A 20,318-nucleotide genomic window follows, 5' to 3' on the forward strand; every position below is an offset into this window, starting at 1 on the left:
GGAGGCCGGTCAGAGGGCGGCCGGGACGACCCGGTCGACCGGGCCGGTCGGGTCGACCCCGGCGGTCGGGTCGACCGCGCCGGTCCGATCGGGGGCGGCGTCCGCCGTCGTGGGGCGCGCGGTGCGGCCGTCCAGGAGGCGGCGGATGTCGGAGACCGCCGCCCGGCCCGCCCGGTTGGCGCCGATCGTCGAGGCCGAGGGTCCGTACCCGACGAGGTGCACGCGCTCGTCCCGTACCGCACGCGTACCGTCGACCCGGATGCCGCCGCCCGGTTCGCGCAGCCGCAGCGGGGTCAGATGGTCGATCGCCGCCCGGAAGCCCGTCGCCCACAGGATCACGTCCACGTCGACCGTCCGGCCGTCGTCCCAGGCCGCCCCGGTCGGGGTGATCCGGTCGAACATCGGCAGCCGGTCCAGGACCCCGCCCGCGCGGGCCGCGCGGATCGCGTCGTTGAGGGGGAGCCCGGTGACCGAGACGACACTCTGCGGCGGCAGCCCGCGCCGTACCCGCTCCTCCACGAGCGCGACGGCCGCCCGGCCCTCCATCTCGCCGAAGGGGCCCTCCCGGAAGACGGGCTCCCGACGGGTCACCCAGAACGTCTCGGCGGCGACCTCCGCGATCTCCATCAGGTGCTGGGTCCCCGAGGCGCCGCCGCCCACGACGAGCACCCGCTTCCCCGCGAACTCCTCCGGGCCGGGGTAGCCGGAGGTGTGCAGCTGGCGTCCCCGGAAGGTCTCCTGGCCCGGGTAGCGGGGCCAGAACGGGCGGTCCCAGGTGCCGGTGGCGTTGATCAGGGCACGGGTCGCGTAGGTGCCCTCGGAGGTCTCGACCCGCAGTCGGCCGCCCTCGCCCTCCCGGACGGCGGTGACGTCGACCGGGCGGTGCACCCGCAGGCCGAAGGTCCGCTCATAGGTGTCGAAGTACGTCCCGATCACCTCGGACGAGGGGCGCGCCGGATCGGCGCCGGTCAGCTCCATCCCGGGCAGCGCGTGCATCCCGTGGACCTTGCCGTACGTCAGCGAGGGCCAGCGGAACTGCCAGGCGCCGCCCGGGCGCGGGGCGTGGTCGAGGACGACGAAGTCGCGGTCCGGCTCCAGGCCGGACCGGGACAGATGGAAGGCGGCCGAGAGCCCCGCCTGTCCGGCGCCGATGACGACGACCTCCACGGCGCGCACCGCTGCCGCCGCGACCTCTTGTGCCCCGAAAACGTTCACGGTTCTACCAACCGGGACGGGGGCCCGGATCTTCCCGTCCGCCGCCCGCGACTGCCGCCCGCGTCTACCGTCCGCCGGGCACCAGCAGTGGCGCCCCCCGGTGCCGAGGCCGGACGGCCGTTCACGGCCGGGACGCCGAGGAGCGGGGAGACCGGGGGCGCCGGCAGCAGCCCACACGCCGCGAGCTCCGGCCGCACGCCCTCGCCGAACCAGTACGCCTCCTCCAGATGCGGGTGGCCGGACAGCACGAAGTGCTCCACGCCCAGGTCGTGGTACTCCTCGATCCGGCCCGCGACCCCGGCGTGGCCGCCGACCAGCGCGGTGCCCGCCCCGCCCCCGCACCAGACCCACGCCCGCCCAGAGGTTCGGCGAGATCTCCAGCTGGTCGCGGCCGAGGGAGCCGTCCCGGTGGAGCGCCGGCATCCGGTGCCGGCCCACCGACTCGCTCCGGCCGAGCACCCGCTGCGCGGCGGCGACCGCCTCCGCGTCGAGATCGGATGTCCGGCGGCAGGTCAGCCCGCCCTCGATCCGGAAGCGCTCGCCCTGGAAGTCGAACGGCCGGCCGGACAGCAGGGCCAGCGCGATGCCGACGGCCCCGCCGAACAGCAGCCCCGTGGCGACCCGCCGCAAGGAGACGCCCCTCGCGGTCGGCAGCGTCCCGTGGTGAGCAGGGCTGTACGCAACATGGCGCGAAGGCAGCGGCGCCGACGCGCCGGGTCAACGGGCGTCTCGCCCCATGGACGGGAGCGGCGGGCGGGTGGCGGGTCGGTGGCGGGTCGCCCGGCGCGGGGGAGCGGGGCCGGGCGCGCGGCGCCCGCTGATCATCGGTGCGCTGCCCAGGGCGGCGAGACGGCGCGCCGGCAAGCAGCCCGGCGCCCGCGCCGCAGCTCCCGGCCCCGGGCCCCCCGCCCGACCTGCCGCCCACCGCCTAAGCTGCCCACCGGCACACGTCCCGACCCAGGAGCGCAGCGCATGTCCGACCGCGACCGGAAGTTCCCCTACCCCGACGCCCTCCGGGCGGACGAGGCGCCCGCGCCGCACGAGCTGCTCGCGCCGGTGACCGGACTCCTCGGAGTGTGGACCGGCCGGGGGCGCGGTGGGTACCCGACGCTCGCCGAGGAGTTCACGTACGCCCAGGAGGTCACCTTCAGTCACGACGGGCGGCCCTTCCTGCACTACGACGCCCGCGCCTGGCTGGTCGACGCCGACGGGACCCCGCTGCGGCCCGCCGCACGTGAGAGCGGCTGGTGGCGGCTCAAGCCGGAGGGTCACATCGAGGCGCTGATCACCCAGCCCACCGGGATCGCGGAGATCCTGGTAGGCCGGGCCGAGGACGGCGCGATCGACCTCACCAGCCATGAGGTCGCCCTCGCCCCCACCGCCAAGCGGGTCGACGCCAGCCGCCGGCGCTACACCCTCACGGACGGCGGCACGCTCGACTTCTTCCACGACCTCGCGGCGGTCGGCAGGCCCCTGGGGCACCACCTCGCGGCCCGGCTGCGGCGCGCGGGTGGACAGTAGAGCCATGGACAAGGCGAACGGGGACGACCCGTACCTGTGGCTGGAGGACATCTCCGGCGAGGCGGCGCTCGCATGGGTGGCCGAGCGGAACGCCGAGACCGCGCGTGACGTGGCCGGTGACGCCGGGTTCGACGCACTGAAGGCACGGCTGCGCGAGGTGCTCGACGCCTCGGACCGGATTCCCTACCCCGTGCGGCGGGGCGCGTACCTCTACAACTTCTGGCGGGACGCCGAGCACGTACGAGGTGTGTGGCGGCGCACCACCCTGGAGCGGTACCAGGACGACGAGCCCGAGTGGGAGGTCCTCCTCGACGTCGACGCGCTCGCCGCTGCGGAGGGCGAGAAGTGGGTCTGGGACGGGGCGCGGGTGCGGCGGCCCGACTTCGAGCGGGCCCTCGTCAGGCTCTCGCGCGACGGCGGCGACGCCGTCGTGGTCCGTGAATTCGACCTCCTCACCGGGGAGTTCATCGAGGACGGGTTCCGGCTGCCCGAGGCCAAGACGCGGATCTCCTGGGTCGACGCCGACACCGTCCTGGTCGGTACGGAACTCGGTCCTGGCTCGCTCACCGACTCCGGCTACCCGCGCACGGTCCGCAGATGGCGGCGCGGGACTCCCGTGGAGGACGCCGAACTCGTCTTCGAGGCCGAGCGGGGCGACGTGGCGGCCTGGGGCTACCGCGACACCACACCCGGCTTCGAGCGGGAGTTCGTCGGGCGCTCGGTGGACTTCTTCCGCAGCGAGACCCACCTGCTGCGGCCCGACGGCACCCGCGTACGCATCGACGTGCCCGACGACGCCGTCGCCTACGCGCACCGCGAGCACCTGATCGTCACCCTGAAGTCCGCGTGGCTGGACCGGCCCACGGGCTCCCTGCTCGCCTTCGACCTCGACGGGTTCCTGGCGGGGGACCGCACCCACGAGGTGCTGTTCACGCCGGACGCGCGGACCGCCCTCGCCGGACACACCTGGACCCGGAACCACCTGGTCCTGGAGACGATGCGGGACGTCAGCACCCATGTCGAGGTGCTCACCCCCGCCGACGGCGGCGGCTGGACGCGCGACCCGCTCGCCGGGGTCCCCGCCCTGTCGGCGGTCAGCGTCTTCGGCACGGACCCGGACGTCTCCGACGAGTACTTCCTCGACGTGTCCGGCTTCCTCCAGCCCTCCACGCTCCGCTTCGGGCGCATCGGAGCCGGTTCCGAGGTGATCAAGCGGGCCCCTGAGCGATTCGACACCGGCGGCCTCGCCGTCGAGCAGCACTTCGCCACCTCCCGGGACGGCACCCGGGTCCCGTACTTCGTCATCGGACCCGACCGCACCGCCACCGGCCCCGGCCCCACCCTGCTCTACGGGTACGGCGGCTTCGAGGTCTCCCTCACCCCGTTCTACGGGGCGGTCACGGGCCGGGCCTGGCTGGAGCGCGGCGGCACCCATGTCATCGCCAACATCCGGGGCGGCGGCGAGTACGGCCCCGACTGGCACCAGGCGGCCCTGCGCGCCGAACGGCCCCGGGCCTTCGAGGACTTCGCGGCCGTCGCCGAGGACCTCGTCGCACGGGGAATCACCACCCCGGCCATGCTGGGCGCGAAGGGCGGCAGCAACGGCGGCCTGCTCATGGGCGCCATGCTCACCCGTCATCCCGAGCTGTTCGGCGCGATCGTCGCCCAGGTGCCGCTGCTGGACATGACCCGCTTCCACAAGCTCCTCGCGGGCGCGTCGTGGATCGCCGAGTACGGCGACCCGGACGACGAGGCCGACCGGCCGCACCTCCACGATCTCTCCCCGTACCACCGGCTGGCGGCGGACCGCGCCTACCCGCCGGTCCTGCTGATGACCTCCACCCGCGACGACCGGGTGCACCCCGGGCACGCCCGGAAGACGGCGGCGCGGCTGCGGGAGCTGGGCCACCCGGTGCTGTTCCACGAGAACACGGGCGGCGGCCACGCGGGCGCGGGCGACAACGAGCAGGCGGCGCACAACAGCGCGCTCGTCCACACCTATCTGTGGCAGCGGCTCGCCCGCCCCGCCCCGGGGGGCGTACTCGCGGGCGAGGCGGAGGCCACCGCCCCGGAGGGCGTACCCGCAGGGGAACCGGCGGTCGCCGGGCCGCTCACAGCCACCCCGAGCGCTGTGCCTGCAGCGCCATCTGGAAGCGGCTCGTAGCGCCGAGGCGGGCCATCAGGATCTGCACCCGGCGGAACAGCGTGCGGCGGCTGACCCCGATCTCCCGCGCGATCACCTCGTCGCTCGCTCCGGCCGCGAGGAGCCGGAGCAGGCGACGGTCCGCCGGGAGCAGCGCGGCGGGCCGGGCCGTGCGGCCGTGCAGGGGCAGCGCGCTCTGCCAGCCCTGCTCGAACAGCGCCACGAGCGCCGAGAGCAGCCCGCACGGCTGCACGACCAGCATGGTGTTGTAGACGTCCGTCTCCCTGATCGCCAGGGCGACCAGGGCGTACGCGTCGTCGATGATCAGCAGCTTGACCGGCACCGAGGGCAGCACCCGGGCCTGTTCGCCGGCCTCCACGCACGGCTCGATGGCGTTCTCCAGCTGCCCCGGGTACTCCAGCGACTCGCGCGAGTACACGACCCGCTGCGTCACCCCCCGCGCGAGGGTGGCCAGCGCGTCGTCGGTGGCGCCTTCGAGCGGGAAGTACGGCGGCGAGTCGAACTGCCGGATCTGCTCCCGCGCGCTCGCCCAGGCCTGGCGCATCCGCAGTCCGATGGCGTCGCCGGTGACGACCTCCACGAGCGGGTCGTGGTACCCGGCGAGCCGGTGCCGTCGGAACGAGTCGAAGGCGCCCCCGACCGTGATCCGGGACTCGTCCAGCTCGGCCGCCCGCCGCCGCCCGAGGATCTCCAGACCGGCGGCCGGCGGCACCGGGGCCACCACGTCCCGGCCCTCCTCGGCGGTGCTCGCCAGACCGGAGTCGACGAGTTCGCGGTACGCCTCCGCCAGCGCGGCCCCTTCGAGACCGGCGGCGGTGCCGACCGCGCTCAGGGGCGCGGGCCCCATGTCGAGCAGCCTGCCGTAGACCCGGACGGCCTCCGGACCGATCCCCAGCAGCCGCAGGGCCTCACCGAGCTTCTCGTTCGCCATGACGCCATTATCGGTCCGCCCGCTCTCCGGCCGTGGCCGATTCGTGCCACTGGCGGTCCTGGGCACCCGGGGCGGCCGGAGAGCGGTACTTTCCGGGTGCCGCCGCCGACCGGTGGCCGAGGAACCCATGCGGAAGAAGGAGCAGGACGTGGCGAAGGGTCGCAAGAACGGCCTCTACGGAGGAGTCTCCGAGGAACTCTCCACCCTGATGAGGACCGGGTGGGCGGACACCGAGCGGCACGATCTCGAACCCGCCGAGCAGGCCCCGTACGCGGCCCAGCGCCGTGCCGAGCTCTCCGCGCGCTTCCCCGGCGAGCGCCTGGTGATCCCCTCCGGCAACCTGAAGACCCGCTCCAACGACGACACCTACCCCTTCCGCGCGTACTCCGGCTACGTCCACATGACCGGGGACAAGGCCCGCGACAGCGCCCTGGTCCTCGAACCCCGCGCCGACGGCGGCCACGACGCGTACTGCTACGTGCTGCCCCGCGACAGCCGGGACAACGACGAGTTCTGGATCGGCTACACGGCCGAGCTGTGGATGGGCCGCCGCCCCTCCCTCGCCGAGTACGAGACGGTCCTCGGCCTGCCCTGCCGCGACGTCCGCTCGCTGGCGACGGACCTCGCCGCCGGCGAGGGCGTGCCGACCCGTATCGTCCGCGGCCACGACCCCGTCCTCGAAGCCGCCGTCACCACCGACGAGGAGCGTGACATCGAGCTGGACGGCACGCTCAGCGACCTCCGGCTCGTCAAGGACGCGTGGGAGCTCGGCGAGATGCGCAAGGCGGTGGACTCCACCGTCCGCGGCTTCACCGACTGTGTCGGTGAGCTCTCCCGGGCGGTCGCCACCTCCGAGCGCTGGATCGAGGGCACCTTCTTCCGCCGGGCGCGCCTGGAGGGCAACGCCCTCGGCTACGGCTCGATCTGCGCCGCCGGCGACCACGCGACGATCATGCACTGGACGGAGAACGACGGACCGGTCCGCCCCGGCGAGCTGCTGCTGCTCGACGCCGGTGTGGAGACCCACTCCCTCTACACCGCCGACGTCACCCGCACCCTCCCCATCAGCGGCACCTTCACCGACGTGCAGCGCAAGGTCTACGACGCGGTGTACGAGTCCCAGGAGGCCGGCATCGCGGCCGTGAAGCCGGGCGCCGCCTACCGCGACTTCCACGAGGCGTGTCAGCGCCACCTGGCGGAGCGGCTCGTCGAGTGGGGCTTCATCGAGGGCCCCGCGGACCGCGCGTACGAGCTGGGTCTCCAGCGTCGCTTCACCATGGCGGGCACCGGCCACATGCTCGGCCTCGACGTCCACGACTGCGCGCAGGCGCGCACGGAGGAGTACGTCGACGGCGTCCTGGAGCCGGGCATGGTCCTCACCGTCGAGCCGGGTCTCTACTTCCAGCCCGACGACCTGACCGTGCCGGAGGAGTGGCGCGGCATCGGTGTCCGGATCGAGGACGACCTGGTCGTGACGGAGGACGGCAACGAGAACCTGTCCGCCGGTCTGCCGCGCTCCTCGGACGAGGTCGAGGCGTGGATGGCGAGGTTCGCGGGCTGAGCCGCGATTGAGCCGGGCGGGCGGTCGGGGCGACTGAGGGAGGTCTGCCCCGGCCGCCCGTCCTTCTTTCGTGGCGGCGGCCGGAACCCGCCGATCGTGGCGTCGGCCGGAACCCGCCGCCCCCTGGACGGCGAAGCGGCCATGCGGTTAGCTACATCTGCACCTAATCAAAAAGTTGCCTATGGAGCCGCATCATGCACCCGTTCCGTCAGGCCGTGGAGCACCGCGACCACGCCGCCATCGAGGCCATGCTCGCCGAGGACGTCGTCTTCACCAGCCCGGTGGCCTTCCGCCCGTACCCCGGCAAGGCCATCACCGCGGCCATCCTGCGCGGGGTCGTCCGCGTCTTCACCGACTTCCGGTACGTCCGCGAGATCGAGAGCGCGGACGGCCGCGACCACGCGCTCGTCTTCACCGCGAAGGTCGGGGACAAGGAGATCAACGGCTGCGACTTCCTCCACTTCGACGAGGAGGGGAGGATCGACGACTTCACGGTCATGGTCAGGCCCCTCTCCGCGGCCCAGGCGCTGTCCGCCGCCATGGGCGCCCAGTTCGACCGCATCGCCGCGGAGGCCCTCGCGGCGAGCGGCGGTACGGGCGAGGGCAACCGTTCACACGTCCCGGCGCCGAACGACGACCACGGCGAGGGCGACGGCGATCAGCGGCCAGAGGGCGTACACGGTCCATGAGCCGGGGACGGTGGCGCTGTAGGCGAGCGAATCCGGATCCGGCGTCCAGGTCTGCACGAGACGCTTCCCTGCCGTGACCGGCATCGCATGGCTCACGGCGGCGGACCAGCGTGTGCTCTGCGAGAAGATCGGCGGCAGCGTCACCGGGAGGAAGGCGCTGGAGACCAGGGTGGCGGCGCTGTGCCTGATCAGCGCTCCGAGGCCGAGGCCGGTCAGTGCGCAGACCGGGGCCAGCAGGGCGGAGGCCGCCAGCGCCCGGAGCACTCCGGGACGTTGAGCGGAACCCCGGCCCGCTGCGTGTCCAGGACCGCCGGACACGAGGAAGCCACCCGTGGAGACGACCGCCCCGACCGCGGTCCAGAGCGCGGCGGTGACGCCCGCCTTGGCCAGCACCACCGCACCCCGGGCGGGGACGGCCACGGTCGTCATGCGGATCAGGCCGCTGCTGTACTCGCTCACGACGGTGAGCGAGATGGCTGGAGAGGAAGACCGTACGGCCCTCGGCCGCGAGACGCCGGAAGAGACGGCGCATCCAGAGCACGCCCTCCGGGTCCATGCCGTCGACCGGCTCGTCGAACATCAGCACCGGCGGGTCGCCGAGCAGCGCGGTGGCGATCCCCAGACGCTGCTTCATGCCGAGCGAGAAGCCGCCGATGCGGCGCCGCGCGGCCTCGGACAGGCCCACCTCGTGCAGCACCTCGTCCACCCGGCGCGGGGAGATCCCGTTGCTGTGGGCCAGGGCGGACAGATGGGCCGCGGCCGTGCGCCCGCCGTGGACCTGGCCCGCGTCCAGGAGGGCGCCGACGTGCCGCAGTCCGCGCGGGCGGCTGCGGAAGGGACTCCGCTGACGGTGGCGGCGCCGCCGGTCGGCGCGTCCAGACCGAGGATCATCCGCAGGGTGGTGGTCTTGCCCGCCCCGTTGGGGCCGAGGAATCCGGTGACCCGGCCCGGTCGCACGGTGAAGGACAGCTGGTCGACGGCGGTCTTCCCGCCGTAGCGCTCGGTGAGTTCGTTGACTTCGAACACAGGCCCAACCCTGCCGGGAGGGCCCCGCCCGAGCATGGGGCCGCGGACGGCAATCGACCCCCCGGGTTCGCCCGCGGGTGTAAGTCCGTGGGCGGATTCCCGCGGGGCGGCGGCTGGATAGTGTCGCGGGATGAACGCCGTACCGACCACCCCGTCGCCCGCGCGCCTCGCCCACCGAGGCGCCCCTCATGAGGGGCCGCACCGCCGATGACCGGAACGAAGCCCACGGCCTGGGCGGGAGGCGCCCTCTACCTCCTCGCGGTGGGCCTGCTCGTGGGAGGTGCGCCCCGCGCCTCGGGCACGGTCCACGGCGTCGGCGCCCTGCTCGCCGCGAGCCTGCTCGTCGGCGTGCTGCGCCGCGCGCCGCTCCTGGCCCTGTGCCTGGCGCTCCTCGGGGCCACCGCCGTGGTGGTCGGCGTCCCGGGCTCCGGCCGTGCGAGCCTGTCGGCCGCGTACCAGGGCCAGTTCCTGTCCTACCTCGCGGTGGACCTCGTCCTGGGCTTCGTCGTCGCCACCCGCGCGCGGCGGACCTCGATCCTCGCCGCGGCCGGGTCCCTCCTCCTCCAGCTGCTGGTCATCGGCGGCTTCTCGCACGGGGACAACCTGACCGTCAACGTCGTCATCGCCCTCCTGGCGACGGCCGCGGCCTGCACGGGCGGACTGCTGATCCACGAGCGCGGCGAGCACGCGGCGGCGCTGCGCGCACAGGAGCTCGCCGAGGCCGTCACCGCCGAACGGCTGCGTATCGCACGGGAGTTGCACGACATGGTCGCCCACAGCATCGGCATCATCGCCATCCAGGCCGGGGCGGCGAGCCAGGTCATCCGGACCCGGCCCACGGAGGCCGGCGAGGCGCTGCGGGCCATCGAGACCACCAGCAGGGAGACCCTGTCGGGCCTTCGGCGCACCTTGACGGCGCTCCGCAGGACGGCCCCGGGCGCGGAGGCCGCGGGGGGCGATGGCGGCCTCGCGCCCTCGCCGGGCCTCGCGGACATCGACCGGCTGGCGGCGGCCACGGCCGACGCGGGCGTACGGGTGGACGTCCGCCGCAGCGGGCGGGAGGGGCCCCTGCCGGCCGATGTCGACCTGTCCGCCTTCCGTATCGTTCAGGAGGGGCTGACCAACGTGGTCCGCCACGCGGGCACCGGACACTGCCGGGTGCTCATCGCCTACGGGGACGAGGAGCTGACCGTGGAGGTCGTCGACGACGGGCGCGGGGCCATCGGGGAGTACGGCGCGGCCCACGGTTTCGGCCTCGTGGGCATGCGGGAGCGGGTCGCCCTGCTGTCCGGTGAGTTCAGCGCCGGGCCGCGCGCCGAGGGCGGATTCCGGGTGGCGGCCCGACTGCCGCTGTCCGACGGCGCCCGCGTTCCCCTGGAGGCCCGATGACCACGGCTCCCCTCCGCATCGTGCTCGCCGACGACCAGCCACTGGTCCGGTCCGGCCTGCGCCTGGTCATGGCCGATCACCCCGATCTGGAGGTCGTCGGCGAGGCCGCGACCGGGGCCGAGGCGGTCCAGCTGGTCAGGGACGTCGACCCCGACGTCGTGGTGATGGACATCCGGATGCCCGGCATGGACGGGATCGAGGCCACTCGGCTGATCACCGCCGGGCCGACCGCGACGCGTGTCCTCGTCCTGACCACCTTCGACGAGGACGACCACGTCTACGGCGCGCTGCGGGCCGGGGCGAGCGGCTTCGTCGTCAAGGACATGGCCCTGAACGACATCCTCGCGGCCGTCCGGGTGGTCGCCACCGGCGACGCGTTGATCGCGCCCGGGGTCACGCGCCGGCTGATCGCGGACTTCGTCGGGCGCCCCACGCGGCGCTCCCCACAGCCGGTCGAGGGCATCACCGAGCGGGAACGGGAGGTCCTGACCCTCATCGGGCGCGGTCTGACGAACACCGAGATCGCGGAGGAGCTGTTCATCACGGTGGCCACCGCCAAGTCGCATGTGTCGCGCCTCCTCACCAAACTGGGCGCCCGGGACCGGGTGCAGCTGGTGATCACCGCGTACGAGACGGGGCTCGTGACGTTGCCCGGCTGAACGAGCCGGATACGGATACGGATACGGATACGGATACGGGGGCGGGCGCGGTCAGGGAACGGAGACGGGGACGGGCGCGTATCGGCATCGTGTGCGCACATCGACCGTCCGTACGAGGAGATGCGGGCCCCATATTCACCGATTCAGGTGATAGCGGCAGAGGCGAAACGTCCCTCCCGGAACGGGGGCGGTCACGCTCGGAGCGACACATGGAGCCACCCTGTGGAGCGTCCGATGCAGCTGATCCCCCGTCATGACCCGTACCTCGTCGTCCGATCGGACGGCGGTCACACCATCGCGGCCCTCCAGGGCGAACTCGACCTCGTCCTGGTGCGGCACCTGCGGCCCGAGCTCGACGCCCTCGTCAGGGAGTCCGACGCCCTGACGGTCGACATCAGGGGCCTCGCCTTCTGCGACGCCACCGGACTCGGCCTCCTCGCCCACTGCGCCGGGCGCATGCACCGGCGTGGGGCGCCCTGGCGGCTCGTGTGCGACCAGCCGTGGATCCTGCGGCTGATCCGCCTCACGGAACTGGGCGACCTGCTGCGCCCGGAGGCCGGGCTTCCGGACGGGGTCGGCCCCCCTCACCCGGGGCCGGCGGCCCCCCGCCCCTCCGCGCCGGGCGAGACGAGCCCCGTCTCATAGGCGGCGATCACGGCCTGGGCCCGGTCGCGCAGCCGGAGCTTCGACAGGATCCGGGCCACATGGGTCTTCACCGTCGCCTCGCTCAGCCCGAACCGAACGGCCAGCTCGGCGTTGCTGTGGCCGCGCGCGAGGGCCTCGAGCACCTCCAGCTCGCGCGGGGTGAGGGTGGCCAGCTCACGGTGCGGTGCGGCCGGAGTCCCGGCGGAGGCCGCGAAGCGCTCCACCAGGCGGGCGGGTGATCGCCGGGGCCGGCAGCGCGTCGCCCGAGCGGACGAGACGGACCGCCGCCGTGAGGTGCTCCGGGGTCACGTCCTTGAGCAGGAAGCCGCTCGCGCCCGCGCCGAGCGCCGCGTACACGTACCGGTCGAGGTCGTACGTGGTGAGGACGACGATCCTCGGCGGCGCCGACTCGCCCGCGAGGATGCGCCGGGTGGCCTCCAGACCGTCGGTCCCCGGCATCCGGATGTCCATCAGGACCACGTCCGGCCGGGTGCGCCGTACCGCTGCCACCGCCGCGTCCCCGTCGGGTGAGCGGCGCGGTGGGAGCGGCCACCCGTCGGTCGGGATCCTCAAGGCCCTCGGGTTCACCCCGCTCCAGGTCGGCAGGGCGTACATGGCCCAGGCCCTGATCCCGAGCTCCGTGGGCGCCGTGCTCGGTGTCGCCCTCGGCAGCGCCCTCGCCGTCCCCCTCATGGCCGAGGTGGCGGAGACGTACGGGACGGCGGTCGTGCGCGTCCCCCTCCGGGTGGACCTCACGGTGGCCGCGGGCGCCCTCGCGCTGGTGGCCGGCACCGCGTTCGGCCCATCGCTGCGCGCGGCCCGGCTCCCGACGGCGACGGTCCTCCGTCTCGGCCCGGCCACCGGCGGTGGACGGGGGAGCCGTGCCCGCGGGCTGTTCGGGCGGCTGCCGCTGCCCCGCCCGGTCACCCTCGGTCTCGCCGCACCCCTCGCCCGCCCGGCCCGTACGGCGAGCACGGCCGCCGCGGTCGCCTTCGGGGCCCTCGCGGTGACCTTCGCCGTGGGGCTCGGCAGCACGCTGACCGCGGTCAGGTCCGACGGGGACCCGGACCGGGGCGGCGATGTCACCGTCCATACGGTGGGCCGGCCGCACGGAGCACCGGGCGACGGCCCCGGGGCCCGGCCGATGCCCGGCGGGCCGGCGGACCCGGCCGCAGTGGCGGCGGCGGTCGCCGCACTCCCCGGCACCGGTTCCGTCTACCGGGCGGCGGAGACCCGGCTGGAGGTCGCGGGGCTCAAGGGCGGTGCCCAGGTCGTCGCGTACGAGGGGGACACCGCCCGCAGCCGCCACAGGATGGTCTCCGGGCGCTGGTTCGCGGCCCCCGGCGAGGCGGTGGCCCCGACACGGTTCCTGCGGGCCGCGGGCCGCGGGCGTCGGTGTGGGGGACTCGGTGGCCCTGTCCGAACAGGGGCGCACGGTCCGGGTGCGGATCGTCGGCGAGGTCTTCGACCTGGGCGGCAAGGGCATGACGCTGCGGACGACGGTGGCGTCCCTGGCGGCGCTGAGGGCCCGCTACCTGCCGCCGGACTTCGCCGTCACCGTCGCCACGGGCACGGACCCCGCGCGGTACGCCGAACTGCTCGACGCGGAGGTGTCGCCGCTCGGGGCCGAGGCCGCCGTCACCGAGACGGGCAAGTCGAGCGTGATCACCGCGATGCAGGCGCTCGTCACCATGCTCACGGTGATGCTGGTGGTCGTCGCGGGACTCGGGGTGTTCAACACGGTGGTCCTCGACACCCGCGACCGGATCCACGACCTCGGGGTGTTCAAGTCCCTCGGCATGGCGCCCTGGCAGACGGTCGCCCAGGTCCTCACCTCCGTGGGCGCCGTCGGCGCCGTGGCGGGCGCGGTCGGCGTCCCGCTGGGGGTGCTGCTCCACCGCCGGGTGATGCCGGCGATGGGCCGTGCGGTCGGCACCACGATCCCGCCCGCCGACATCGACGCGTACGGCCCGCCGCTGCTCGTGCTGCTGGCGACGGCGGGGGTGGTGATCGCGACGGCGGGCGCACTGCCCCCGGCGGTCCGCGCGGCGCGCACGGCGACGGCGCGGGCGCTGCGGGCGGAGTAGCGCGGGGGCGGGCCGCCGTCCGGGGCCGTCGCGGTGGTCGGCCTGGGCGTGCTGGGGAATCACGAACTCCTTCGAAGGCAGTGGGAGTTCGCGGAGATGCCGACAAGCGACACACCCGGGCTCGGGCCCGCCGCCGGAGCCGACACATGAGTCCTCCGCATAGGGTGGCCGCATGTCACTGGGTCAGATAGTTCTCTCGTCCGGTCGCTGGGTCCGGCTCACCGAACTGCGGATGTCCTCGACCTACGCGGGGATGCTGGAGGGCTACCCGTGCAAGCGAGTCAACGACCGGAAGGTCGACTGGCTCCAGCGGGACGCCGAACGCGTGTATGCCTCCAAGCCGTTCTCTTTCGTTCCGCCCTCCCGCGCGTACCCGGACGAGACCGCCGGCGTCTTCGGCCCCGTCGAGGTGCTGCCTTCCGTGTTCTGTATCGGTGCCTTCCACTCCGCGCCGCTCGACCCGGCGATGGACGGTTCTTCCCTCGTCGTCGCCTGGTTCCAGCCCGCCCCTGAGGTACCGGCTGGTGAGGATGCCGATCCTGCGCTTCGCGGCGTCCGCTGGGAGGAGCTGGCCCAGGACTACGAGCTGTAGCGACGGGATTCCGCGCGTACCGCCCGGGGTGGCCGCCGCCGGTCAGCCCTGGTAGGTGATCGAGCCCAGCGGCGGGCAGGGGACGAGCGCGGTGCCGGCGCCGGGGCGTTCGACGAAGGCCCGGCCCTCGGCCGCCCGTTGGCGCCGGGAATCCAGGTCGTCGGCGTGCCGGGCGTCGCGCAGGGCGCGGGAGTCGTCCCACAAGCCGTCGATGAGATCGAGGCTGGTGTTGCCGGAGCTGCGCTGGAAGTCCAGCTTCAGCGCGACCCGTCGGAGCGCGGTCTGGACCGCGGCGAGATCGATGCGGGTGATCAGGACGCCGGCGGTGTTCGGCTCGCGCGTCGGCAGGGGCGCCTGGGGGAGCAGCGACCCCCCGTTGTCGAGGCGTCCGATGTTGTCGACGGCCGCGCTCTGGGCGTCCTGCGACATGAGCTGCATCTCCTGGTGCAGCCAGAAGAACTCGTCGAGGTCGGCCGCGGTGATGCGCATCCGCTGGTACGGCGCTCGGAAACGCGGATCGTGGTGCAGCGGACGCAGGGGACCGACGTGGAGTGCCACGCAGTCGTTGTAGCCGGCTGTCACGGCGGCGTCGAAGTGGAAGACGGCCAGGTCCGTCTGTCCGTGCAGGCAGGCCAGTTCGCCCAGGCTCGCATGGCCCGCGGCGGCGAGCCACGTGCCCTCGGGGCCGAGCGCCGTGGCACGCGCGACGACGTCGTGGAAGCCCGCGGTGCCCACCGCGCCGGGACCCTCGGTCATGATCGCCACCTGCAGTTCGTGAACACGGGCGGCGAGTGAGCTGACGGTGTCGACCATGGATCTCCTCGTACCTCGGTGGTGAAGAGCACAGGGTGTCGAGTCTGTCGCGACCCCGGTGGAGAGGGGGGCGGACGCGATGGGCGGTTCCTGCCCGGGCCGGGGCGTGACCACGAGCGAGCGGCATCGGCCTCCGGGCGGGGCTGCGGTCGGAGACGGGTGACTCGCCCGGACTACGCCTTGCGAGCCAGGAGTTGGATCTCGCGGAACTGGCGGCGGTCCGTGGGCTTCGGCTCGAACCGGAGGCGGGCCGCCTCCTCCAGGCCGTGTGCGCGGAGGAGCGCGGCGAGGTGGTCGGGGGACCAGCGGTAGGCCGTCGCCACCGTGTGGTCGTAGGACCGCGTCTTCTCGTCGGGGCCGTCCGTGGCCGGGAAGGCGATCAACAGGTGACCGCCGGGGGCCAGTACCCGGGCGAACTCGGCCAGGACCCCCGGCACGTCCCGCGGCGGGGTGTGGATGACGGACCACCGTGCGAGCACCCCACCGAGCGTGCCGTCCTCGATGTCCAGCGCCGCCATCGAGCCGACCTCGAACCGGATCCCCGGGTGGGCCCGGCGCGCGAGCCCGACCATCACGGGAGAGGCGTCGACTCCGAGGACGTCCAGGCCGAGACCGTGGAGATGAGCCGTGATGCCGCCGGGCCCGCAGCCGAGATCCGCGACCGGGCCGTGGCCGTCGCCGCTCGCCCGTACCAGCTCCGCGAACGCGCTCAGGAGGGCCCGCTCCAGCGGCCGGTCGCGGAGCTGGTCGTGGAACATCTCGGCGTACGTGGGGGCGATGGCGTCGTAGGCCTCGCGGGTGACGTGCAGGGTGTCGGGTTCGGTCATCCGGAGACCCTAGCGGGAGGACCGGGCGCGCGCCCGGCCGGGCGAAACTCCGTGGCGACAGGGGCCGAGGGGACTGATGATGACCGGATGACCTCGTACGCGCCCCCGCCCGCACCCGTACCCGCGCCCCCGCACGCCCCGCCCGTCGAGGCCCTGATCGTCGTGGACGTCCAGTCGGCCTTCGTCACCGGTGCCGGAGCCGTGCCCGCCGCCGCCCGGCTCGTCGACCGTACGACCGACCTGATCGCGCGGGCCCGCCGGGCCGGCGCGCTCGTCGTCCACCTCCAGAACGACGGACCTCCCGGCGCGGAGGACGAACCTCACACGCCGGGCTGGGAACTCCACCACCCCGTGGTGCCCGGCCCCCGCGAGACCGTGATCCGTAAGCCGCGCGACGACGGCTTCGAGGAGACCCCGTTGGGCGGCGTGCTCGCCGACGCGGGAGTACGCGCGCTCGCCGTCTGCGGCGTGATGTCCGAGATGTGCGTCCAGGCGACGGCCCGTACCGCCCTGGCGCGCGGCTACCGGGTCGTCGTCCCCCATGACGCCCATGCCACGCAGGACGTTCCGGCCGCGCCCGGGATCGGCGACGCGATTCCCGCCGCTATCGTCTCCCGCGTCGCGGCGTACGCCCTGGGAAGCGACGCGGAGGTCACCGTACCGGCCGCCGACGTCACCTTCACGGCTCCCGCCGCGGACCGGGCGGGCGCGTAGGAGGAGGGGAAACAGATCGCGGGACCGGTCGGCCGTCGGCCGGGGACGAGGGGGTGCCAGACGCGGTCCGGCAGGACCCGGGCCGCCTGGGCGAGATCCACGTCCTCCTCGCCTGCCGGCGCCGCACGGTCTCCGCGGCCGGTCCGACGACCAGCGCCCCGATGACCGGCTCGGGAACCGCCGCGATCTCGCCCGTCTCGACGAACGGCCGCGCCCAGACGCCGATCGCCGCGAGGAGCGGCTCCCCGGCCGTCCCCACCCGTCCGGCGTCCGCGCCGCGTCCCGGGCACGCGCGGGAGTGGAGGAACAGCGCCGCGTCCCGCTGCTCCCCGGCGAACCGGAGGTACGCGGTGACCACGGCCCGCACCCCCGCGTGACCGGTCCTCGTCGGGGCCAGGGCGATGACGACCTCGCCGTGCAGGCGTTCCGCGCACCGGAAGTACAGCGCGGCGGCGAGCCCGTCGAAACTGCCGAAGTGGTGGTACGGACTGCCGAGGCTGACCCCGCCCGCCGCAGTCACCGCCGTCACGGTGAACCCCTGCGGACCGCACTCCTCGTACGCCCTCAGCGCCGTCGTCAGCAGGCGCCCGACCGTGGCTTCGCCACGCTGCTGCTTCGGGGACATGGGCACCCTAGTGGACCCGTTATGGGAGGAAATCGTTCCTGCGGCGGCGGTACGGGGGAGGCGAGCGACGGCGCCCGGCGGGCGGAACGCGCCACGGGACGCCTCGGCGCGACGGCGAGCGGGCTGTTCAAAGCCTCGCCGATCTCTCTACGGTGGTCACGGGGCGTCCCGTCGACGCACCGGCGCGAGGCGATGCGCGACAGGATGGGGGAGCGGTGGAAGAGCTGGCGGCGCTTGCCATGTCGGGGGTGACGACCGTGTTCGGGCTCGTCGTCTCGGACGTCTGGGAGCAGGCCAAGGCGCGCGACTGGCGCCTGTTCCGCCGCCGGGGCGGAGGCGTGGAGGGCGACCGGCCCGACGCCGCCGGTACGGCCGTGGGCTCGGGCGGCGGTGACCGGGACGGTCAGGACACCGGCCGCGTCGTCGGTGAACTGGAGGCCGCAGGACGCGAGGTGGCGGCAGCGCGGGCCGCCGGGGACGAGACCGCCGCCCGCGCCATCGAGGCGCACTGGAGCGAACGGCTCCTCCGGGTGCTCCGCGACGACCCGGCCGCCGTGGCGGAACTCCAGGAACTCATCGCCGCCTTCGGGCCTCCGGCCACCACCGCGTACCACTTCGGCGGGGTGAACCACGGCCCGGCCTTCCAGGGTTCGCGGATCCACGGCGATATCAACGTGACCGTGCACCAGCATCGTGACCCCGCCGCCTCCGGCCCCGTACCTTCCGGCCCCGTGCGCTCCGGTCCGCGTCCCGACCAGGTACCCGCCCTGACGGCCGCGTTCGTCAACCGCACCGCCGACCTGTCCGAACTGGACCGCTGGTTCGGCCCGCCGGCAGCGCGCACCGGTACGGCGGGCGGGGCGACGGTGGCCGGGACCGCGCCGGGCGCGACCACGTCCGCCGCCCCCGCGCCGGCCCGGACCGCGTCCGCCCCCGTCGGCATCGGCGTCCTCCACGGGCTGCCCGGTGTCGGCAAGACGGCGACCGCCTGGCACTGGGCCGCCACCGCCCGGGACCAGTTCCCCGACGGACAGCTGTACGTGGACTTCGCCGCCCTCCGCGGACAGACCGGCGGTGACGTCTCCGAGGCCGTCGCCATGTGCCTGCGCGGTCTCGGCGTGACCGACACCTACATGCCCGGCTCGCTCCAGGAACGCGCCGCGCTCTTCCGCTCCCGCACCGCCGACCGGCGGCTCCTCGTCGTCCTCGACGACGTCGGCGAGCCCGCCCAGGTCCGCCCGCTCGTCCCCAAGGGCCCCGGCAGCGCCGTCCTCGTCACCAGTCAGTCGCCGCTCGGCGAACTCGTCCTCGACGGGGCCCGGACCCTCGCCCTCCGCCCGCTGGACCGGGACGGCGCCCTGCGGCTGCTCGCCGAACGGTGCGGCGCGGACACCGTCGCCGCCGATCCGGCCGCCGCCGAACACCTCGTCGCGCTCTGCGGCGGTCTGCCCGTCGCCCTGCGGATCGCCGCCGCCCGCCTCCTCACCGACCCCTCGCTCACCACGGCCGCCCTGGCCGGGGAACTCGCGGACGAGAACCGCAGGCTCGACGCCCTGTCCCTGGGGCCGCTGGGAGGAGACCACTCCATGTCCGCCGTCCTCAACCCCACGTACCGCCTGCTGCCGACGGGAGCGGCCCGCCTCTACCGGTACCTCGGCTGGCACCCCTGCCGCACCCACGACGCCGACACCTCCGCCGCCGCGCTCGGCGCCACACCCGCCGAGACGGCCCCGCTGCTCGGCCGGCTCGCCGCCGACGGACTGCTCGAACGGACCACCGACGGCCGCTACCACATGCACGACCTCGTCCGCCTGCACGCGCGCGCGTGCGCCGACGCCGAGGAGCCCGCCACCGGCGAGGCCGCGCTCGTCGCCCGTGTCCTCACCCACTTCCTCGTCCTCACGGCACTCGCCGACCGCGCCGTCCGGGCCGACCGGCTGCGCGTCGCCGACCTCGGCGTACTCCTGAACGGGGTACGGGACCCCTTCGCGGCACCCGGCGGACCCGCACCGCTCACCTGGCTGGAGAGCCGCAGCGCGGACCTCCTCGCCGTGCTGCGCGCCGGCGCCGCCACGGGCGGCCTCGACACCCCCGTATGGCAACTGGCGGAGGCCTACGGCGTGCTCTTCCTCCACCAGCGGACCCTGGGCCCCTGGCGGGAATCGCTCGAACTGGGAGCCGCTGCCGCCGCGTCGGCCCTGGCGCCGGCGGCCGAGGCCCGGCTGCGCAGCCTGCTCTCCAGGCCCCTGCTCGACCTCGGCGAGGACGACCGGGCGCGCGCCGCCCTGGACCGCGCCCTCGCCTGCGCCGAGGTCGCCGGGCACGCCGTGCTCAGCGCCTCCGTGCGCGAGTTCGACGGCCGGTACTGGGACCGGCACGATCCGGCTCGCGCCATCGCCGCCTACCGGGCCTCCCTGGAGCTCAACACCCGGGCCGGGGAGGCGCGCGGCGCGGCCATCGCCACCTACTTCCTCGGCTGCGCCCAGGACGCGGCTGGCGAGCCCGCGACCGCCCTGGAGACCCTGCGCACCGCCCACCGGTCGCTGACCGACTGCCGGGACCGGCGCATGGCGGCCCGCGCCACCGCCGCGCTCGGCATCGTCCACGACCACCTCGGCGACACCGAGGCGGCGATGCGCGACCTGGAGGACGCCGCCACCACCCTCGGCGCGGAGCGCGCCACGCACTACGAGGCCCAGGCCCTCGTCGCCCTCGCGGACATCGCGCAGCGCACGGGCGTGCGTACGGCGGAGACCCCCGAGTGGCTGACCAGGGCGGCGGACGTCCACGAGGCCGGCGGCAGCCCTCTGGCCCCGGTCCTGCGGGAGCGTCTGAGGGTGCTTGGGGCGGAGTGAGGACG

Annotated in this window: 17 protein-coding genes and 4 pseudogenes; 12 read left to right on the plus strand and 9 right to left on the minus strand. The window is 74.5% G+C overall.

The window, feature by feature from the left end; genetic code table 11:
• Positions 1-9: 9 nt before the first annotated feature.
• Together ABT154_RS24760 and ABT154_RS24765 are read right to left on the minus strand one after the other, a co-directional pair.
• A complete protein-coding gene (locus tag ABT154_RS24760) occupies positions 10-1,176 on the minus strand; it encodes an NAD(P)-binding domain-containing protein (protein WP_351859253.1) in 1,167 nt (388 codons plus the stop codon).
• Positions 1,177-1,279: 103 nt separating this feature from the next.
• A pseudogene (locus ABT154_RS24765) lies at positions 1,280-1,722 on the minus strand (alkanesulfonate monooxygenase); the annotation flags it as partial.
• Positions 1,723-2,187: 465 nt separating this feature from the next.
• Here ABT154_RS24765 and ABT154_RS24770 point away from each other — a divergent pair.
• Positions 2,188-2,736: a nitrobindin family protein gene (locus ABT154_RS24770; protein WP_351859134.1), complete on the plus strand. Its 549-nt coding sequence runs from the start codon at positions 2,188-2,190 to the stop codon at positions 2,734-2,736.
• A gap of 4 nt (positions 2,737-2,740) precedes the next feature.
• Entirely contained in the window at positions 2,741-4,900 is a 2,160-nt protein-coding gene (locus tag ABT154_RS24775) for a prolyl oligopeptidase family serine peptidase (RefSeq protein ID WP_351859136.1), read from the plus strand.
• On the opposite strand, the gene ABT154_RS24780 is transcribed toward ABT154_RS24775, so the two are convergent.
• A complete protein-coding gene (locus ABT154_RS24780) occupies positions 4,848-5,831 on the minus strand; it encodes a helix-turn-helix transcriptional regulator (RefSeq protein WP_351859138.1) in 984 nt (327 codons plus the stop codon). The genes ABT154_RS24775 and ABT154_RS24780 overlap by 53 nt on opposite strands.
• Before the next feature lie 148 nt (positions 5,832-5,979).
• On the opposite strand from ABT154_RS24780, the gene ABT154_RS24785 reads away from it, so the two are divergent.
• Complete coding sequence (locus tag ABT154_RS24785; RefSeq protein ID WP_351859255.1) at positions 5,980-7,392, plus strand: aminopeptidase P family protein; 1,413 nt, start codon at positions 5,980-5,982, stop codon at positions 7,390-7,392.
• A 194-nt stretch (positions 7,393-7,586) separates the two neighbouring features.
• A complete protein-coding gene (locus tag ABT154_RS24790) occupies positions 7,587-8,081 on the plus strand; it encodes a nuclear transport factor 2 family protein (RefSeq protein ID WP_351859140.1) in 495 nt (164 codons plus the stop codon).
• Here the strand turns inward: ABT154_RS24790 and ABT154_RS24795 are convergent.
• Together ABT154_RS24795 and ABT154_RS24800 are read right to left on the minus strand one after the other, a co-directional pair.
• On the minus strand, positions 8,004-8,540 hold the full coding sequence (locus ABT154_RS24795; protein ID WP_351859141.1) for a hypothetical protein: 537 nt from the start codon (positions 8,538-8,540) through the stop codon (positions 8,004-8,006). The two genes, ABT154_RS24790 and ABT154_RS24795, sit on opposite strands and share 78 nt — an antisense overlap.
• A pseudogene (locus ABT154_RS24800) lies at positions 8,536-9,107 on the minus strand (ATP-binding cassette domain-containing protein); the annotation flags it as partial. The gene ABT154_RS24795 and the pseudogene ABT154_RS24800, both read right to left, overlap by 5 nt.
• A 207-nt stretch (positions 9,108-9,314) precedes the next feature.
• Here ABT154_RS24800 and ABT154_RS24805 point away from each other — a divergent pair.
• The 3 genes from ABT154_RS24805 to ABT154_RS24815 all read left to right on the plus strand — a co-directional run bounded on the left by ABT154_RS24805 (position 9,315) and on the right by ABT154_RS24815 (position 11,800).
• Complete coding sequence (locus tag ABT154_RS24805) at positions 9,315-10,496, plus strand: sensor histidine kinase (protein ID WP_351859143.1); 1,182 nt, start codon at positions 9,315-9,317, stop codon at positions 10,494-10,496.
• Positions 10,493-11,155 carry a response regulator gene (locus tag ABT154_RS24810; protein WP_351859145.1) on the plus strand — a complete coding sequence of 221 codons (663 nt, stop codon included), beginning with the start codon at positions 10,493-10,495 and terminating at the stop codon, positions 11,153-11,155. Before ABT154_RS24805 ends, ABT154_RS24810 begins: the two co-directional genes overlap by 4 nt.
• 234 nt (positions 11,156-11,389) lie before the next feature.
• Positions 11,390-11,800, plus strand: a complete 411-nt coding sequence (locus tag ABT154_RS24815) for an STAS domain-containing protein (RefSeq protein WP_351859147.1) — start codon at positions 11,390-11,392, stop codon at positions 11,798-11,800.
• On the opposite strand, the pseudogene ABT154_RS24820 reads toward ABT154_RS24815, so the two are convergent.
• Positions 11,740-12,325, minus strand: a pseudogene (locus ABT154_RS24820) (response regulator); the annotation flags it as partial. The gene ABT154_RS24815 and the pseudogene ABT154_RS24820 overlap by 61 nt on opposite strands.
• A gap of 88 nt (positions 12,326-12,413) precedes the next feature.
• Here ABT154_RS24820 and ABT154_RS24825 point away from each other — a divergent pair.
• The 3 genes and pseudogenes from ABT154_RS24825 to ABT154_RS24835 form a co-directional block, all read left to right on the plus strand.
• Positions 12,414-12,566: pseudogene (locus ABT154_RS24825) on the plus strand (hypothetical protein); the annotation flags it as partial.
• Positions 12,567-13,209: 643 nt separating this feature from the next.
• Positions 13,210-13,887, plus strand: coding sequence for an FtsX-like permease family protein (locus ABT154_RS24830; RefSeq protein ID WP_351859149.1), 678 nt, complete (start codon positions 13,210-13,212; stop codon positions 13,885-13,887).
• 172 nt (positions 13,888-14,059) lie between these two features.
• Positions 14,060-14,479, plus strand: a complete 420-nt coding sequence (locus ABT154_RS24835) for a hypothetical protein (protein ID WP_351859151.1) — start codon at positions 14,060-14,062, stop codon at positions 14,477-14,479.
• A gap of 42 nt (positions 14,480-14,521) precedes the next feature.
• Here ABT154_RS24835 and ABT154_RS24840 read toward each other — a convergent pair whose 3' ends face one another.
• Positions 14,522-15,292: a hypothetical protein gene (locus ABT154_RS24840; protein WP_351859153.1), complete on the minus strand. Its 771-nt coding sequence runs from the start codon at positions 15,290-15,292 to the stop codon at positions 14,522-14,524.
• Positions 15,293-15,465: 173 nt separating this feature from the next.
• On the minus strand, positions 15,466-16,119 hold the full coding sequence (locus tag ABT154_RS24845) for a class I SAM-dependent DNA methyltransferase (protein WP_351859155.1): 654 nt from the start codon (positions 16,117-16,119) through the stop codon (positions 15,466-15,468).
• Between the two features lie 87 nt (positions 16,120-16,206).
• On the opposite strand from ABT154_RS24845, the gene ABT154_RS24850 reads away from it, so the two are divergent.
• Positions 16,207-16,833, plus strand: a complete 627-nt coding sequence (locus ABT154_RS24850; protein WP_351859156.1) for an isochorismatase family protein — start codon at positions 16,207-16,209, stop codon at positions 16,831-16,833.
• On the opposite strand, the gene ABT154_RS24855 is transcribed toward ABT154_RS24850, so the two are convergent.
• Positions 16,799-17,458, minus strand: a complete 660-nt coding sequence (locus ABT154_RS24855) for a TetR/AcrR family transcriptional regulator (RefSeq protein WP_351859158.1) — start codon at positions 17,456-17,458, stop codon at positions 16,799-16,801. The genes ABT154_RS24850 and ABT154_RS24855 overlap by 35 nt on opposite strands.
• A gap of 215 nt (positions 17,459-17,673) precedes the next feature.
• On the opposite strand from ABT154_RS24855, the gene ABT154_RS24860 reads away from it, so the two are divergent.
• Positions 17,674-20,313: an NB-ARC domain-containing protein gene (locus ABT154_RS24860; protein WP_351859160.1), complete on the plus strand. Its 2,640-nt coding sequence runs from the start codon at positions 17,674-17,676 to the stop codon at positions 20,311-20,313.
• Positions 20,314-20,318: the final 5 nt, after the last annotated feature.

The organism is Streptomyces sp. NPDC001728, assembly GCF_040297565.1.
Classification (GTDB): Bacteria; Actinomycetota; Actinomycetes; order Streptomycetales; family Streptomycetaceae; genus Streptomyces.

Excerpts from the sequence above, each read along its gene's own strand:
- ABT154_RS24810 (WP_351859145.1), top strand. The coding sequence starts at position 10,493 with ATGACCACGGCTCCCCTCCGCATCGTGCTCGCCGACGACCAGCCACTG.
- ABT154_RS24835 (WP_351859151.1), top strand. The coding sequence starts at position 14,060 with ATGTCACTGGGTCAGATAGTTCTCTCGTCCGGTCGCTGGGTCCGGCTC.
- ABT154_RS24780 (WP_351859138.1), bottom strand. The coding sequence starts at position 5,831 with ATGGCGAACGAGAAGCTCGGTGAGGCCCTGCGGCTGCTGGGGATCGGT.
- ABT154_RS24770 (WP_351859134.1), top strand. The coding sequence starts at position 2,188 with ATGTCCGACCGCGACCGGAAGTTCCCCTACCCCGACGCCCTCCGGGCG.
- ABT154_RS24855 (WP_351859158.1), bottom strand. The coding sequence starts at position 17,458 with ATGTCCCCGAAGCAGCAGCGTGGCGAAGCCACGGTCGGGCGCCTGCTG.
- ABT154_RS24805 (WP_351859143.1), top strand. The coding sequence starts at position 9,315 with ATGACCGGAACGAAGCCCACGGCCTGGGCGGGAGGCGCCCTCTACCTC.
- ABT154_RS24840 (WP_351859153.1), bottom strand. The coding sequence starts at position 15,292 with ATGGTCGACACCGTCAGCTCACTCGCCGCCCGTGTTCACGAACTGCAG.
- ABT154_RS24775 (WP_351859136.1), top strand. The coding sequence starts at position 2,741 with ATGGACAAGGCGAACGGGGACGACCCGTACCTGTGGCTGGAGGACATC.
- ABT154_RS24815 (WP_351859147.1), top strand. The coding sequence starts at position 11,390 with ATGCAGCTGATCCCCCGTCATGACCCGTACCTCGTCGTCCGATCGGAC.
- ABT154_RS24850 (WP_351859156.1), top strand. The coding sequence starts at position 16,207 with ATGACCTCGTACGCGCCCCCGCCCGCACCCGTACCCGCGCCCCCGCAC.
- ABT154_RS24845 (WP_351859155.1), bottom strand. The coding sequence starts at position 16,119 with ATGACCGAACCCGACACCCTGCACGTCACCCGCGAGGCCTACGACGCC.
- ABT154_RS24790 (WP_351859140.1), top strand. The coding sequence starts at position 7,587 with ATGCACCCGTTCCGTCAGGCCGTGGAGCACCGCGACCACGCCGCCATC.